At 46.7% G+C, this 15220-nt stretch carries 16 protein-coding genes; 11 read left to right on the top strand and 5 right to left on the bottom strand.

What is annotated here, in order from left to right:
- The first annotated feature begins 63 nt into the window (after nt 1-63).
- Nucleotides 64-339: a GNAT family N-acetyltransferase gene (locus WH43_RS02650; protein ID WP_053423108.1), complete on the top strand. Its 276-nt coding sequence runs from the start codon at nt 64-66 to the stop codon at nt 337-339.
- An 81-nt stretch (nt 340-420) separates the two neighbouring features.
- Entirely contained in the window at nt 421-957 is a 537-nt protein-coding gene (locus WH43_RS02645) for a glycine zipper 2TM domain-containing protein (protein WP_053423107.1), read from the top strand.
- Nucleotides 958-1601: 644 nt separating this feature from the next.
- Here the strand turns inward: WH43_RS02645 and WH43_RS02635 are convergent.
- Nucleotides 1602-1937, bottom strand: a complete 336-nt coding sequence (locus WH43_RS02635) for a YceK/YidQ family lipoprotein (protein WP_053423105.1) — start codon at nt 1935-1937, stop codon at nt 1602-1604.
- A gap of 458 nt (nt 1938-2395) precedes the next feature.
- Here WH43_RS02635 and WH43_RS02630 point away from each other — a divergent pair, with 458 nt between their 5' ends.
- The 6 genes from WH43_RS02630 to WH43_RS02605 all read left to right on the top strand — a co-directional run bounded on the left by WH43_RS02630 (nt 2396) and on the right by WH43_RS02605 (nt 11017).
- Nucleotides 2396-2779, top strand: a complete 384-nt coding sequence (locus WH43_RS02630) for a DUF1294 domain-containing protein (RefSeq protein ID WP_082335656.1) — start codon at nt 2396-2398, stop codon at nt 2777-2779.
- A gap of 97 nt (nt 2780-2876) precedes the next feature.
- Nucleotides 2877-4046 carry a dipeptidase gene (locus WH43_RS02625; protein WP_053423104.1) on the top strand — a complete coding sequence of 390 codons (1170 nt, stop codon included), beginning with the start codon at nt 2877-2879 and terminating at the stop codon, nt 4044-4046.
- 25 nt (nt 4047-4071) lie between these two features.
- On the top strand, nt 4072-7392 hold the full coding sequence (locus tag WH43_RS02620; RefSeq protein WP_053423103.1) for an MHYT domain-containing protein: 3321 nt from the start codon (nt 4072-4074) through the stop codon (nt 7390-7392).
- The gene (locus WH43_RS02615) at nt 7392-8372 is read left to right on the top strand and encodes a response regulator (RefSeq protein WP_053423102.1); all 981 of its coding nucleotides are present in this window, start codon (nt 7392-7394) and stop codon (nt 8370-8372) included. Before WH43_RS02620 ends, WH43_RS02615 begins: the two co-directional genes overlap by 1 nt.
- 115 nt (nt 8373-8487) lie before the next feature.
- Entirely contained in the window at nt 8488-10416 is a 1929-nt protein-coding gene (locus WH43_RS02610) for an alpha/beta hydrolase family protein (RefSeq protein WP_053423138.1), read from the top strand.
- Nucleotides 10417-10477: 61 nt separating this feature from the next.
- Entirely contained in the window at nt 10478-11017 is a 540-nt protein-coding gene (locus tag WH43_RS02605; protein WP_053423101.1) for a hypothetical protein, read from the top strand.
- A gap of 13 nt (nt 11018-11030) precedes the next feature.
- Here WH43_RS02605 and WH43_RS02600 read toward each other — a convergent pair whose 3' ends face one another.
- The 4 genes from WH43_RS02600 to WH43_RS02585 form a co-directional block, all read right to left on the bottom strand.
- Nucleotides 11031-11597 (bottom strand): GNA1162 family protein, encoded by a 567-nt coding sequence (locus WH43_RS02600; protein WP_053423100.1) that lies wholly within the window; start codon nt 11595-11597, stop codon nt 11031-11033.
- 119 nt (nt 11598-11716) lie between these two features.
- Nucleotides 11717-12004, bottom strand: a complete 288-nt coding sequence (locus WH43_RS02595) for a cell division protein ZapA (RefSeq protein ID WP_053423099.1) — start codon at nt 12002-12004, stop codon at nt 11717-11719.
- Between the two features lie 2 nt (nt 12005-12006).
- A complete protein-coding gene (locus WH43_RS02590; RefSeq protein WP_053423098.1) occupies nt 12007-12255 on the bottom strand; it encodes a hypothetical protein in 249 nt (82 codons plus the stop codon).
- Between the two features lie 127 nt (nt 12256-12382).
- On the bottom strand, nt 12383-12577 hold the full coding sequence (locus tag WH43_RS02585) for an alternative ribosome-rescue factor A (RefSeq protein ID WP_053423097.1): 195 nt from the start codon (nt 12575-12577) through the stop codon (nt 12383-12385).
- Nucleotides 12578-12858: 281 nt separating this feature from the next.
- On the opposite strand from WH43_RS02585, the gene WH43_RS02580 reads away from it, so the two are divergent.
- The 3 genes from WH43_RS02580 (at nt 12859) to WH43_RS02570 (ending at nt 15187) form a co-directional block, all read left to right on the top strand.
- Nucleotides 12859-13410, top strand: coding sequence for a porin family protein (locus tag WH43_RS02580; RefSeq protein WP_053423096.1), 552 nt, complete (start codon nt 12859-12861; stop codon nt 13408-13410).
- Between the two features lie 144 nt (nt 13411-13554).
- Nucleotides 13555-14208, top strand: coding sequence for a DsbA family oxidoreductase (locus tag WH43_RS02575; RefSeq protein ID WP_053423095.1), 654 nt, complete (start codon nt 13555-13557; stop codon nt 14206-14208).
- 31 nt (nt 14209-14239) lie between these two features.
- Nucleotides 14240-15187 carry a M14 family metallopeptidase gene (locus WH43_RS02570; protein WP_053423094.1) on the top strand — a complete coding sequence of 316 codons (948 nt, stop codon included), beginning with the start codon at nt 14240-14242 and terminating at the stop codon, nt 15185-15187.
- The last annotated feature ends 33 nt before the right edge of the window (nt 15188-15220 follow it).

Below are 15220 nucleotides of genomic sequence, written 5' to 3'. Positions count from 1 at the left end.
TGCCAACCGGAAGAAAGTCTTTAATCTGAATCAAATGTTCCTTAGCCATCAAAGGCAATCTTAATGTCAGAATCAGTTGCAGTCAGGCACTACCCCCAAGAACAGCGGTTTGTAATTCAGTGGGTCAATGAACAAGCGGAACTTTTATATAGCCTTGACCTAAATAGCCGGAAAATCAACTTTTACCGCACTTATGTTCCGGAAAGTGCCAGAGGGCAAGGTTTGGCCCGAAAATTGGTTGAGACTGGTCTGCAATGGGCTACAACGCAAGGCTATGAAATAGAGGCAAGTTGCTCTTATGTGCAAAAAACTGAACCTTGGCCTTGCGATTCAGTTTGAGTACAGCTTGACGCGCCTAAACTCCTGTCAACTTGATTGCTAAAGGCAATTGAACTTTATAACAGTGAATTGAGGTACAGCATGAACAAGTCTCTTATTGCAGGTTTAGTAGTAGGTGGTATCGCCGTTACTGCTTTAGGCTCTATGGCAGGCTACAGTTATTTAGACAAAGAACCGGAATATGCGGAAGTCGTGGCGAGTAAAGCCGTATATGAAAGCTATAACGTCCCGGTTGAACAGTGTACCGATCAGATAGTGCAACAAAAGAAAGCTGTCCAGGACCAACACCAAATCGCAGGAACAGTATTAGGTGCTGTAGTCGGTGGTGTGCTGGGTAACCAGGTCGGTGGTGGTTCAGGCAAAAAGATTGCTACTGTTGCAGGTGCTGCGGCTGGTGGTTACGCCGGCAAGCAAGTGCAAACTGACATGCAAAACAAGGATGTCGAAGCGACAACACGCCGCGTCTGTAAAACAGTACAGAAACAGGAAAAGCGAGTCATAGGCTATGATGTCACTTACCTGCTGGACGGTAAAGTCCACAAAACCCGTTTAAATGAAGAACCGGCTGAGCGTATTCCGGTAAAAGATGGCCAGCTGCTGACAGCAAGTGCCAACTAAGCAAAATTCATAGTGTGTCCGCAAATGCCCCTTAACGGGGCATTTTGTTACTTAACCTGAACTCGGGTTAATGAGTGTCGGCGCTCTTTGATTTAACCAATAAAACCCATGAAGTAAAATTATAGCTTTTAAACGCTGGACTTTTTACCGACGGAATGTGCAGATTTTTGTGGATCTCAAGGCGCTTTGTCGTGCGCCATAGCGAGCTATGGTTAGACGGAGCAACGCAGAGAGGCGCAAAAAGATGCATATTCAGCGACGCGGCTTATCCCTAGTTCAGGTTACTTCACGCAAGCATTTTAGAAATCATCCCTTTTATTTTTCCGTTTTCCTTGCGGCTTACCTAAACCAGACCTACGGTGCTAAAAGAACATGTGCTCTCACATTAGGTTCTTTGTCCTGTGTCTGCGGTACACTTCAAAAGTTTGGCCGCCGTTTTTTTGCTGAGCATAGCTCTGTTAAGCTCACCTGCAAAAGCGAAGACAGTACTGTCTCACGAACAAATCGCCCATCTACAGCAAAAAGGTAAAGTCACCTATTGCATTGATCCTCACTGGCTACCCTTTGAAGCCTTATCAGAGCAAGGTCAATATACGGGGATTTCAGCCGAGGCCACTTGTACGGCACGATAGTAAAAACACGCTTTAGCGCACTACTTTAAGTGAACCATCCTTCAGCTGACGGCTGATAGTGTAAGGCAAAGCAAGAGTATCAGTGACAGCGCAAAGTAGTGTATCTATAGCCCAGACAGGCACGTCCGCCGCAGTGGTATAGCTGGTTTTATTTGGCTCGCCATACATCTGGCAAAAGTTATGTGAAACTCCGCTATAAATCCGGGGAATAGAGTGGCAATAACTTTTCTTATCGTTGTAGCTGATGCTGACTTTACCCTGATCAGGAGCCAGAGTTTTGACCGTACCACAACCAACGAAAAACAGGGTTAGCGTGAACAGGCTAAGAGCGTGGATCTGTTGTTTCATTTAATTTCCTTTTATTAACTATATTGAATTTGCCAGCTCTAAAGCACCTGCCCCAAAAACCAGCAACAGCGCCGTTTTCTATGCCTGCTTTTTACACAACCATGGTCGATATTGATAACTTCAGTTAAAGCACCTCCCACTTCAATTACATTTCTTACCATTTATTAACCTTATTTCCAACTACTCCTGTAAGACCATCCCAAAAGAGGGAGCTCTGCTGGATAGATCAGAGCTGCTAAATGCAAACAAAGCGCAGCGGGTAGTAGTCAGAGAGTTCATAGAGTTTTCCATTCAGAGACGCACAGAACAAAGTCTGGCTGGAGTGAAACATATCTTCAGAAAAAACAATAACAAAGAGCTCTGGTTCAGCAGCATTTCAGCTAGTATTCTTTAGAGTCAACAGGCTTTATAACCTCTTTGCTCTGAACTCTTATCAAAGGCTTCCAAAGGATCAGTCCATGCAATCGAACACCAGCACTTTACGCTTTAGTTTAAAACTCAGTATTGGCCTTTTTGTGCTGCTGACCTTGTGGTTGCTTTATCTGGACTGGCAATTATTAGTACCGGCCTGGTTGAAATATGTATTCTTGTTGATCAACGCTGTGGCCTTGTTTGGTTACTGGCGCGATAAAAAAGCGGCGGAACAACAGGCTTGGCGCACTCAGGAAAGCACATTGCTGCTATTAGGTTTAGCGGGTGGCTGGCCAGCAGCTTTTGTCGCTCAGCACTGGTTGCGGCATAAAAACCGTAAAGTCAGTTTTCAACTGCTGTTCTGGCTGACGGTATTACTCAACACTTCAGCTCTGTATAGCTTATGGTTATCTGGCTGGTTGCTGCCATAACAGCAAAAACTGCGACCAGATAGCTATACCCAAAGCACAAAGCGCGATAGATTAAGAAAAAAATAACTGCATTGCAGTGAAAACTATCGAGGGATCTATGCGCTTTACTCTACTTAGTATCAGTTTAATAGCCGCTTTGAGTTTGCAGGCTCAGGCCGTGGACTTCACGCAACAAGCGAATAAAATCGCCCAAAATACGCTTATTATCGACACTCACATCGACGTGCCTTACCGTTTATATGACGACTGGGAAGATGTGACCAAAGCCACCAAAAGAGGTGAATTTGATTACCCCCGCGCCAAAGCCGGTGGTTTAAATGCGCCTTTTATGTCGATTTATATTCCATCCTCTTATGAGAAAAAAGGTGGCGGTTATTTGCTGGCGAACCAATTAATCGACAATATGGAAGCTTTGGTAGGCCGCGCGCCGGATAAATTCGCCATGGCCTACAACAGCGCCGATTTAGCCAAACACTTTAAAGAAGGCAAAATATCTTTAGCCTTGGGGATGGAAAACGGCACACCCATTGAAGGTAAATTGGAAAACCTGCAGCACTTTTATGACCGGGGTATTCGTTACATCACCCTCGCTCATTCTGAAAGCAATCATATAGCCGACTCCAGCTACGATTTACGCCGCCAGTGGAAAGGTTTAAGCCCTTTTGGTAAAGAGCTGGTGAAAGCCATGAATGAAACCGGAGTGATGATTGATATCTCTCATGTGTCTGACGATGCCTTTTATCAGGCCGTTGCGATCAGTAAAGTACCGGTGATCGCCTCTCACTCTTCATTACGCGCTTTTGTGCCGGGTTTTGAGCGCAATATGGACGATGACATGATCAAGGCGTTAGCAAAAAACGGTGGTGTGATCCAAATTAACTTCGGCTCGGCTTTTGTCGTTTCAGCAGCCAATCAATGGGGCTTGCAGCGGGACGGTGCGTTTAAAGCCTCAGGCCAAACCGATAAAGACGCTTTTACGGCAGAGTATAAAAAGAAAAATCCTTATCCATTTGCCTCTTTAGAAAAGGTGCTCGACCATATCGACTATGTAAAAGATCTGGTCGGCATCGACTATGTCGGCATAGGCTCTGACTTTGATGGTGTAGGTGATTCCTTACCTGAACAGTTAAAAGATGTGTCTATGTACCCTAACCTGATCCGTGGCTTATTAGAGCGTGGTTACACAGAGCAGGACATTGAAAAAGTACTGTCCGGCAATACATTGCGGGTTTGGCGTGCTGCAGAGGATTATGCAGCTAAACATTAATACAGCGTAGTAAGAGGTTAAAGTAATGGATTGGTTACGTCAGTTGTTCGAGCACCCGGCCGATCCATTACTGCTCTGGGGTAGTTACGATCTCAGTTTGGTGCTGCTGTCGTTTTTAATAGCTGTGTTTGCTTCTGCCATGGCGATGCAGGTGACAGCTCAGGCCATCAGTGTCAGTAAAAGGTCGTTGCGCCTGATGATGCTGGGCAGTGGCAGCATCGCTCTTGGCGGCGGTGTCTGGTCGATGCATTTTATTGGCATGCTGGCTTTTACCTTATGCACAGACGTCAGTTATCACTTCGGTATTACCGCTTTGTCCATGCTGCCCAGTATTGCTGCCTCCTGGGTGGCGATGGATCTTATTAGTAAAAAACACCTTAGTCTGCCACAGCTGTTGCTCGGAGGGCTGCTGGTAGGCGCGGGCATAGGTACTATGCACTATGCCGGTATGGCCGCAATGCAAATGTCAGTGGCGTTGCGTTATGACTTAGCCATCTTTTTACTCTCTATTCTGGTGGCTGTTGTACTGGCTATTCTCGCTCTTTGGATCCGCTTTGGCTTAAAACGCTTAAATCTGGCCCCTCACTGGCTGACGCTATTAAGTAGTGTAGTGATGGGCGCTGCTATCAGTGGCATGCATTACACCGGCATGGCGGCGGCACGCTTTGTTCCGCCAGCAGGTTTTCAGCCAGACTATCAGGCCGGTGAACTCCCTATGGTGCTGGCGATGGGCATCACCTTTACCACTTTGCTGCTCAGCAGCTTAGTGGTCGCTATAAATCTGTTATTGAAGTACCGGGAAGCCAGCGCAGCAGCCAAAACCAATGCAAGCCGTTTGTTGGCGATGATGGATACAGCAGTCGATGGCATAGTCACTATTAATACTCAGGGGTTGATCCAGGGCATGAACAAAGCCGCTGAAAAAATTCTTGGCTGGACTCAGGCAGAGTTGCTGTATAAAAACGTCAATATCCTCACTCCCGCTGCTATCCGCCCTGATCACGACTCCTACTTAGAGAACTACCTGCGTACAGGCGAAGCGAAAATTATAGGGGTAGGCCGTGATGTGGAAGCTGTGCATAAAGATGGCCATACTGTGCCGGTGCGACTGGCAATAGGTCATGCCAAATTACCGGATGAAGACATTTTTGTCGCTTTTATCACTGACATCAGCAGCCGCCTGCAAATGGAACAGGCACTGAAAGAGAATGAAGAAAAATTCCGCTCTTTAATTGGCAATATCCCTGGAGCAGCTTATCGCTGCCTGTTTAATGAAAACTGGGATATGGTATTTATCAGCGATGCGATTGAAACCTTGTCCGGCTACCCAGCCAGTGACTTTATGTTGCCGTCTCCCAAACGCAGTTGGTCTGATCTAGTGCATCCGGATGACAGAAGCACCACTACTCAGCTAGATCTATATCAGGGACATTTCACTATTGAGTATCGGATCAGGCACAAAGATGGCTCCATCCGTTGGATATTGGAATATGGCGAGGCCATTAAATCTGCACAAGATGAAATAGTCTGGCTGGACGGTTTTTTGATGGATATCAGTCAGCGCAAGCAAATGGAAGTGGAGTTGCTGCAGGCAAAAAACAAAGCGGAGCTGGCCGCTGAAAGTCGCAGTGCTTTTCTGGCCAATATGAGCCATGAAATCCGCACGCCAATGAATGCCATTATTGGCTTCAGCGACTTGTTATTAAGCTCAGATTTGTCTTCTGAACAGAAAAAACATCTGGCTACTATCCATGGTTCAGCCCACTCGTTATTGCATTTACTCAACGATATTCTCGACAGTGCCAAGCTGGAAAAAGGCAAACTGGAGCTGGAATTGCAGGATTTCTCTTTGCCTGCCGTGCTGGATGCCGTGGTGTCCACTTTGTGGCTTCAGGCGCGGAAAAAGCAGCTGGAGTTAAAGCTGGAGCTTGACCCGCAACTGGGTGAGTTTTATTACGGCGCGCCAGATCGGCTACGTCAGGTGCTCACCAATCTGATTGGTAATGCAATTAAATTTACCGACCAGGGCTCGGTACGGGTTCAGGTTGCCCCTAGTTCGCAGCAGCAGATCAAATTCAGTATTGAAGATACCGGCATAGGTATAGCGGCTGATCGTTTACCACATATTTTTGATGCCTTTACTCAGGCCGACGCCTCCATGAGCCGTCGTTTTGGCGGCACAGGTCTTGGCACCACCATCAGTAAACAGCTGGTCGAACTGATGGGCGGACAGATCACAGTGCAAAGCAGCGAAGGGGTTGGTAGCTGTTTTGAATTCAGTCTGCCACTGAAGGAGGGTAAAGCCAGTACTGCACAGCAACAAGGTTATGTCCCCGCCCTGCCTGCGCTGAACGTGCTGATTGCTGATGATATTCCACAAAATCTTGAATTGCTGAAACTGCTGCTACAACGAGCTGGTCATCAAGTGGTCGCTGTAACAGACGGCATCGAAGCGGTTCAGACAATGCAACAACAGCAGTTTGATTTGGTATTGATGGATATCCAGATGCCACATTTGGATGGTTTGAAAGCCTGCCAACAAATACGGCAGTGGGAGCAACAACAGAACAAAACCCTGTTACCCATTATTGCTTTAACAGCCAGCGTGCTGGATGACGACAAAACCGCAGCGAAGGAAGCAGGAATGCAGGGCTTTGCCAGCAAGCCGATAGATTTTGCCGCTTTATGTTTTGAAATCGCAAGGGTGCTGGCTATTGAAGTCCGGGAGCCTTTGTCACTGCAGGTACAGACAACCTCCTCCGATCTATTAGTGAATGTCCCCAAAGCGCTACAACTTTGGGGCAATCTGGCAACCTATCTGCCCCAACTGCACGCCTTTTTGCAGCAACAACGGCAAACAGTGCTGCTCGCTTTAGAACAGCTTAACTGTGGCGATTATCAAGCCGTACAACAACAAGCTCATGCTATCAAAGGCGTCAGCGCGAATTTAGGTCTGGATCCGCTGAGCAAAGCCTGCGCCGAACTCGAACAAGCGGCACGGCAACAGCAACAGCAACGAGCCACAGAAGTCCTGGAAAAAATTCTGGCCTGCTGGCCTAAGTTTGAAGCCGAATACCAAAAGCTGCTGTCTGACCAACCTGCAGTACCAGAGGATCAGGTGCACCCACTGAATGATCAGCAACTGACTTCTGTGTTAAGTACATTACAACAGTCGTTATTGCACCATGAACTGGACGATCAAGGTATAGAGCAGTTGTCTCACTACAGCGGCGAACACCAGCCTATGATTCTAAAGCTACTGGATGCCATCAACGATTTTGACTTTAGTCTGGCCCTGCAACTGCTACAGCAGTTACAACAAAAGTTGGGTGGAGAACAGCTCTGATGACAGAAAAACAAAGCTTGTTACTGGTCGATGATGAACCCACCAATTTAAGAGTGCTGCGCACTGTGTTGCAGGAGCAATACCGTTTATTGTTTGCCAAAAGCGGCGAAGAAGCCTTACAGCTGCTGGAAAAGGAACAAGCGGATTTGATCCTGCTGGATGTCATGATGCCAGGCTTAACAGGTTTTGATGTCTGTGCCCGCTTAAAAGCCAACCCGCTTACCTGTGCTATTCCGGTTATTTTTGTCACTGCCTTAAAAGATGAGATGGATGAAACCAAAGGCTTTGAAGTAGGAGCTGTGGATTACATCACCAAACCTATCAGCCCTGCCGTAGTGCGGGCTAGGGTAAAAACTCATTTGTCTTTGGTGCAGGCACAGGAGTTAAAACAAACCCGGTTGCAGGTGATCCAAAGATTAGGCCGCGCTGCTGAATACAAAGACAATGAAACGGGCCTACATGTGATGCGGATGAGTCACTATGCGCAGGTACTGGCGCTGGCATATGGCTTTAGCGAACAAAAAGCCGAAGACTTACTGCATGCTGCTCCTATGCACGATATAGGCAAAATAGGTATAGCCGACAGTATTCTGCTCAAACCTGGCAAGCTGACAGCTGAAGAATACCAGGAGATGCAAAAGCATCCACTGATAGGGGCAGAGATCATTGGTGACTGCGAATCTGATTTACTAAAAATGGCCAAAGCTGTGGCTTTGTATCACCATGAAAAATGGGATGGTACTGGTTACCCCTTTGGCTTATCCGGTGAACAAATTCCCATCGAAGCCCGTATTGTGGCTTTGTCTGATGTGTTTGATGCGTTAACAAGCGCACGGCCTTATAAACAGGCATGGACCATTGAAGCTACGCTGCAGCACATCAGAGCGCAAAAAGGCCTGCACTTTGAACCTGTCCTGGTTGATTTACTGGAACAAAATCTGCAGCAAATCCTTGAAATTAAACAGCGCTGGGCTGAGTAGCTCACTTGAGTCTGCTGCGCTGATACCGTACATTGATGAAGCACGCTACAGCTCTGATCAACAGGCAGTAAAGGCAGAGCAGGTTGAAAACTACATCAATAAACAAGGACTTTGTATGAAGCACACTCCCCTTTACCTGGCGCTTTTTGCCGGCAGTTTACTACTCAGTGCCTGTGATAAAACAGCAAAAACCGATACCACCACTGTAGCTGCAGAGGCTGCACCGGACAGCAAAATGGCCGCAGTCCCTGCATACACGCCAGCACAGTTTTATGCCACCAAGTCCTATATGGGCAACGACATTAACCACAAAGCTGACGCGCTATTGGTGGCGTCCGATGAAACAGGTGTATTTAACCTGTACAAAGTCAGTCTGGATGGCAAAACCTGGACGCCGCTGACCCAATCCACCACCGAATCTATGTTGCCTGTAGGTTGGTTTCCGCAAGATGACCGCGTGCTCTACAAAGCTGATCAGGGCGGGAACGAACTACATCATGTCTATGTGCGGGAACTCGATGGCTCAGTCAAAGACTTAACACCGGGTGACAAACACAAAGCCGAATTTGTCGGCTGGACTGATGACAATAAATTCTGGCTGATGACAAATGAACGTGATCCTAAGTTTTTTGACTTGTACAGCTACGATAGCAGCAACTATCAGCGCACTTTGGTCTATCAGAACAATGAAGGCTACGACATTGGCGCGTTAAGCGATAACGGCCGGTATGTAGCGCTATCCAAAGAGCGCACCAATGCAGATAACAACCTGTATCTGCTCGATTTGCAAAGCACGGAAAAAAAACCAGTGCATATCACCCCGCATCAGGGCAATGTGTCGCATGGCATTTATGGTTTTAGCCGCGATAATAACCAGCTGATTTTTGGCTCAGACGAAAAATCAGAGTTTAGCGAAGCTTTTGCTTACAACATTAATGAAAAGGCCGTACAACCCTACAGCAAAGCCGACTGGGACATTATGTACATTGGCTTTAGCAAAGATAATAAATACAAAGTCGAAGCAGTAAACGCCGATGCCTCTACTCTCATCAGCATCACTGAACTTGCTACAGGAAAAGCCCTGCAGTTGCCCGAGCTGCCTGCCGGTGATTTACGCGGCGTGACTTTTTCTGATGACAGCCAGTATTTAAGCTTCTACGTCAATGCCGACAACAGTCCTTCGAATTTATTTGTCTGGAAATTATCTGAAACTAAAGCAGAGCGTCTCACTCAGGCACTGGATAAAGCCATAGATGAAAATGTGCTGGTAAAAAGTGAAGTGGTACGTTTTCCAAGCTTTGACGATTTAGCTGTGCCTGCACTGCTGTATAAACCGAAGCAAGCCAGCAGCACAGCCAAAGTTCCGGCTTTGATTTGGATCCATGGCGGCCCGGGCGGACAATCACGCACTGGCTACAGCCCTGCGATTCAACATCTGGTGAATCAAGGCTATGCGGTGCTGGCCGTCAATAACAGAGGCTCCAGTGGTTATGGTAAAACCTTCTTCCATCTGGATGATTTAAAACATGGCGAACACGATTTGCAGGATATTGTCTACGGTAAAAAGTACCTGCAATCATTGGATTGGGTGGCCACCGATCGCATTGGCGTGATGGGCGGCAGCTACGGCGGCTACCTGACCATGGCAGCTATGGCATTTACCGATGAGTTTAAAGTGGGAATCAATATTTTTGGTGTCACCAACTGGGTTCGCACCTTAGAGAGCATTCCAGCCTGGTGGGAATCCTTTCGCGAGTCTTTATATGCAGAACTGGGTGACCCTGCCAAAGATGGTGAACGTTTACGCCGCATTTCACCAGTGTTCCACGGTGATAAGGTGAAAAAACCAGTGCTGGTGGTGCAAGGTGCCAATGATCCCCGGGTATTGCAGGTGGAAAGTGATGAAATGGTAGCGGCTATTCGCGCGCAGAATGTACCTGTTGAGTATGTGTTATTCCCGGACGAAGGCCACGGTTTTATGAAAAAGGAGAACCGTATTAAAGCGCAGGAGGCTTATTTAGCCTTTTTACAAAAATACCTGTAGCATTTAACCAAGCAGGGGGCAGGCATAGAGCTCAGCCCCCGTTAACAACAACTTGAGTCTTATGAAAACCTATTCCAGCTTTGTTTTGATCAGCAGCTTGTTATTAACCTCTTGTGCTATGCCGCGCTACACGGAGCGGCTGCAGCAACCTATGCCTTTACCTGAAGGCGAATGGACTGTGACTCAGAGTAATCCAAATGACATGGAAAATGTCACAGAAATACGCTGGCAAGCGGTGGATTCAGACAACTATGTGCAAAGTTTTGTGTTTGAGCAACAGCCCAACAGCGATCTGATGAAAACCAAAACTATTGATGATCAACAAGGTCAGCGTAACTGTGATGAGCTGTTTGATAGTCAAATCTTAAGTACAGAGCCGGTCAATGGCTATCCGGCCTTGGTCTGGGTGTCTGAGTGTAAAAGCAAAAACGGCGCTTATTCCAAAATTCTGCATAAATCCATTGCCGGAAAACAGTCGCTTTATGTGTTTAACAAAGTTTGGCGCAGCTTACCTTTGCAAACCGAATGGGATCTATGGCTGGATTACACCCATAAAATCCAAGTCTGCGATAGCAACAGCAAAAGTCAGCCTTGCAAATAACTCCATTCTCAATTTAGCGATTAGCCGCCAGAACTTCCGGAAAGTTTGAAAAAGCTTGTTTGGTCACCACACTGGCGCGATTTTCGTAAGCCGTAGAGGCTTCAAAAAATGCTCTGTGGATCAGTTCAGACAATATATCGCCACCCAGAAACAAATGAGTTTTAGTGTATTTGTCCTGATGGCTCCAGAGCTCCTGATCTGATTTAGTCGACACCAGTTTAAACTCAAGTTCCACTACGGATTCAGCAGCGATCACAGCTGAGTAATCCTTATTCCAACGCTGAACATCAACATAAAGAACAGCATCAACATCTGTCAATGCAGGGACTTCCGTCAGCTGGCGTTGTTTGGCATCTACAATTTCAAAGCCGTGCTCTGCGACAATGTCCGGCACTTCCTTGTCAAAAGCCTGTACCAATTCGGCAGGCACGGCATCACTACCATGCACTACTATCATCAGTTTTTTTGGCGTTTCTTTATACAGCTGAGCGTATTTTTGCTGATGCTCTGCGGTTGAACTACAGCCGCTGAGTAGCGCCAGAGTAAGAGCAGCACTTAACCAGAGATTCGCTTGTTTCATAGGGTCCTTCCTTATCAGTCAATACAGGTTCTGTTGCGCCTGTAACTCACAGGCTTGATCACTAACTCTCATTCTGGCTGAGGCATCTGAACCAAAACTTAATCAGTTCAATAAACTGTTCATTTTTTAGCTTCGATTAACGCCATTAACTTCACCAAACGCTGCTGACATTCCTCTAACTGTGGGCTTTGTTGTGTTACCAGTTGCTGCCCCATATTTAAGGCGGCCAGCACTATGCTTTGTTCCATCGACAAATGTCCGGCACCCTGCCGTACCTGTGCAATTTTGCTATTGAGCAGCCGCGCAGACTCCTGCAACCCGGCTTGTTCATGCAAAGAGCAGCGCAACCAGTATTCCCGACCGGCTATCACTACTTTTTGCTCAACGACCAATGGCTGCTTTAACATGGTCAGGCCGACAATTGCTGTTCAAACAACGCCGTTAATTGCTGCAGCTTTTGCTGCGCCCGTTGCTTTTGATCATCCGATTCCATCGCATGCAACTGTAAGGTTTCCAGCTGGTCTGTGCTTTTTTTCAATTCCTGCTGCAACTGTTGCTCTTTTTGACCCAGTTGCTGTACTTGCGCTGTGAGCTGTTGATTCTCCGAAATTAATTTCTGAATTAACTGCTCTAACTTGCTGAATTCGGCTTCAAACATAAAATTCCCTTAATGCATTAGTGGGTTGAAAATTAGCTATCACAAGCGAGTCATTGCTTACCTGCAAAGGCAGAATGAACCTGAAGGGTTGAACCTGAGCTGAATAATAAGAAGGGAATGAATAAATTTAGCGGATGACACCAACAAAAAGGGCAGAGTGATCACACTTCTGCCCTTGTTTAAACTTCTGGCGGCTGTAGGAGCCTTTGCCTTTTTTCGCCTTCACCACCTGCATCTGAAATAACTTGCTGGTGACTAAAGCTTTGAGTGCATTATCCCGGATCTCACCGCGGCCATGCTCAGCCGTTGTCTTTTTTGCCATAAGGCCTCCTGTGTAAAAAACGCGCAAAGTGTAGAGCCAAAACTCAACGGAGTAAATCGCTGACACTGATTTATTTTAGCTCCATCGGCTTTGTCATAAAGCAACTCATCCAAGCCAGAAGAAGCCATGGAGTATAGATAGCCGACAATGAGCAGCAGTACTGAATCAAAAATCGTTAATCTCTGGTTCACAATAATTAACATAAATTCATCCAGGTCCTCTGATGGACAACTGGTATGCCCGGGAGGCCTACAGCGTTATCTAATTATTTAAGGAAAAATATGTTAAAAAAAATTGCAGTAGCATTGATGGGTTTAAGTTGTTCAACGGCCGTATTTTCGGCTCAGGCGGAACAACCTCTCTATTTTGGTGCTCAGTACAGCCAGCAAAGTGTTGATGATGCCGACTGGGATTTTGGTTTGGTCTCTGGTGTGGCTGGATATAAGTTTAATGATATTTTCGCCATTGAAGGCCGTTTCGGTGTGGGAGTGCAGGATGAAGAGTATTCAGGAGCATTAACCCGAGTCAAACTGGGCATAGATAACAGCTATTCAGTGCTCGGTAAAGCGTCCTGGCCAGTGCTGGAAACCTTATCTGTTTACGGTATAGCTGGTTTTAATAAAACCAAATACGACATCAATATCAATGATGAAGACGGCATACTGGACGACAGTCATAGTGAAGATGGTCTGATTTATGGCGCAGGCGCTGAGTTGCGTATTACTTCTAATCTGAGTATCAATTTTGAATACGCCGTCTTACCTGAATTAGGCGATGACGAAGACAACTTAGATGTAGACAGCCTAAGCACTGGTATTACCTATCGTTTCTAGCTTTATGACTCCCCAAGGCGGATCATGTCGCCTTGGGGTTCACGTCGAACACCGTCGGACTTGCGACAAAAATCCGTTTTAGTCTTGATATTCCCCGGCATGGTAACCAGATCCAACCTAATTCCCGCTGATTCAGGATCTGTGATGAAAAACCTGCATATAGATTTAGTTTCCGATATTGCCTGCCCCTGGTGCGCCATAGGCTATGCCCGGCTTGAAAAGGCCATGGACAGTATCAAGGACAAAGTTAGCGTCAGTATTCAGTGGCGTGCCTTTGAACTTAATCCGGATCCAAACTTAATCCCTGAACCTATTCTGCCTGCGCTGAGTAAAAAATATGGTCGCAGCGAAGCTGAAATGCGGGCGAATCAGGATTCGATGATCAAGGTTGCGACTGATCTTGGGCTGAACTTCGATAAAATGCAGCAACGCTTTACCTGCAATACCTTTGATGCACACCGTCTGGTGAAATGGGCTGCGGCTTTTGATAAACAAACCGCGATGAAACAGGCCCTATTTGAAGCATACTTTGGTTTTGCCGACGATGTATCCAAAGCTGAAGTTCTGCAACAGTGTGCGGAAAAAGCAGGACTTAATGCAGAGGAAGCGTTAACAGTGCTGCAATCAGATCGGTTTGTTGATGAAGTCCGGACCGAAGAAGCTCAGTATCAGCAAGCAGGCATCAGTTCAGTGCCGGCTTTTGTCATCAATCAGCGATACTTAATTTCCGGTGCTCAGGACCCAGCTACCTTGGCGGCGAGCTTGCTACAGATTGCCGATGAAATGACCACTGAATAACAATAAGCTGATTAAAAATAAAAGGTGCAGTATGAGCCCAAACAAAGACTTTATTTATCACATAGGCACTGTCGGCAAGCCCTGGGGCGAAGCGGAAAAACAGCAGTGGCTGAGTGAACAACAGATCAAACGTAGCTATAAAGACGAAGTGCTGACACCACTGCAGCAATTTTTGCCTAATACAGCTGAACTGCTGAATTACGGTACTCTGGATTACAGCGCTTTTAGTTTACCTGTCTATGAGCTTTTTGCTGTTCGCAGCAAAAACTGGCAAGAGGGTAAACCTGTAGTGCTGGTGACGGGTGGTGTACATGGTTATGAAACCAGTGGTGTGCAAGGTGCATTACAGTTTATTAAAGAACACTTCAATCACTACAGCGACAAAGTAAACCTCCTTGTTTTGCCTTGTATCAGCCCCTGGGGTTATGAAACCATCAACCGCTGGAATCCAAAAGCTGTAGATCCGAACCGTTCTTTTGGTGCAGAAAGTCAGTCCGACGAAGCCAGCCTGGCTATGGCTTTTGTCCGTCAGCATAGAGCGGAGGTTCTGGTACATATCGACCTGCATGAAACCACGGATTCGGATAACAGTGAATTCCGCCCAGCCAAAGCCGCCCGCGACGGCACTGTAAATCACAACTGGAATATTCCTGATGGTTTTTATCTGGTCGGTGATAGCAACAAACCGGAAACTGGATTTCAGCGCGCTATTATCGAAGCGGTACAAAAAGTCACTCACATAGCCGAAGCGGACGAACAAGGTTGTCTGATCGGTGAAAAGCTCGCCCAGTTTGGTGTAGTGAATTATCCAAAACGTGCTTTGGGTTTATGTGGTGGTATGACAGAGGCTAAATTTGTCACGACCACTGAGGTCTATCCGGATAGCCCGAAGGCCAGCCCAGAGCAATGCAATTCGGCTCAGGTGGCGGTGATTTGTGCAGGTGTGGATTACGCTTTAGCAAAAGGGTCAGAGTTTTAACTCTGACCCGCTCATCTGCGGCTTATTCAGGTA

This window comes from Rheinheimera sp. KL1 (assembly GCF_001275035.1).
GTDB classification, from domain to species: Bacteria; Pseudomonadota; Gammaproteobacteria; order Enterobacterales; family Alteromonadaceae; genus Pararheinheimera; species Pararheinheimera tangshanensis.
The sequence above is the reverse complement of the archived record's forward strand: the minus strand, read 5'-3'. Positions and strand labels throughout refer to the sequence as shown.

Excerpts from the sequence above, each read along its gene's own strand:
- WH43_RS02585 (WP_053423097.1), bottom strand. The coding sequence starts at position 12,577 with ATGGCAAAAAAGACAACGGCTGAGCATGGCCGCGGTGAGATCCGGGAT.
- WH43_RS02635 (WP_053423105.1), bottom strand. The coding sequence starts at position 1,937 with ATGAAACAACAGATCCACGCTCTTAGCCTGTTCACGCTAACCCTGTTT.
- WH43_RS02620 (WP_053423103.1), top strand. The coding sequence starts at position 4,072 with ATGGATTGGTTACGTCAGTTGTTCGAGCACCCGGCCGATCCATTACTG.
- WH43_RS02605 (WP_053423101.1), top strand. The coding sequence starts at position 10,478 with ATGAAAACCTATTCCAGCTTTGTTTTGATCAGCAGCTTGTTATTAACC.
- WH43_RS02615 (WP_053423102.1), top strand. The coding sequence starts at position 7,392 with ATGACAGAAAAACAAAGCTTGTTACTGGTCGATGATGAACCCACCAAT.
- WH43_RS02600 (WP_053423100.1), bottom strand. The coding sequence starts at position 11,597 with ATGAAACAAGCGAATCTCTGGTTAAGTGCTGCTCTTACTCTGGCGCTA.
- WH43_RS02630 (WP_082335656.1), top strand. The coding sequence starts at position 2,396 with ATGCAATCGAACACCAGCACTTTACGCTTTAGTTTAAAACTCAGTATT.
- WH43_RS02580 (WP_053423096.1), top strand. The coding sequence starts at position 12,859 with ATGTTAAAAAAAATTGCAGTAGCATTGATGGGTTTAAGTTGTTCAACG.
- WH43_RS02645 (WP_053423107.1), top strand. The coding sequence starts at position 421 with ATGAACAAGTCTCTTATTGCAGGTTTAGTAGTAGGTGGTATCGCCGTT.
- WH43_RS02650 (WP_053423108.1), top strand. The coding sequence starts at position 64 with ATGTCAGAATCAGTTGCAGTCAGGCACTACCCCCAAGAACAGCGGTTT.
- WH43_RS02590 (WP_053423098.1), bottom strand. The coding sequence starts at position 12,255 with ATGTTTGAAGCCGAATTCAGCAAGTTAGAGCAGTTAATTCAGAAATTA.
- WH43_RS02610 (WP_053423138.1), top strand. The coding sequence starts at position 8,488 with ATGAAGCACACTCCCCTTTACCTGGCGCTTTTTGCCGGCAGTTTACTA.
- WH43_RS02625 (WP_053423104.1), top strand. The coding sequence starts at position 2,877 with ATGCGCTTTACTCTACTTAGTATCAGTTTAATAGCCGCTTTGAGTTTG.
- WH43_RS02570 (WP_053423094.1), top strand. The coding sequence starts at position 14,240 with ATGAGCCCAAACAAAGACTTTATTTATCACATAGGCACTGTCGGCAAG.
- WH43_RS02575 (WP_053423095.1), top strand. The coding sequence starts at position 13,555 with ATGAAAAACCTGCATATAGATTTAGTTTCCGATATTGCCTGCCCCTGG.
- WH43_RS02595 (WP_053423099.1), bottom strand. The coding sequence starts at position 12,004 with ATGTTAAAGCAGCCATTGGTCGTTGAGCAAAAAGTAGTGATAGCCGGT.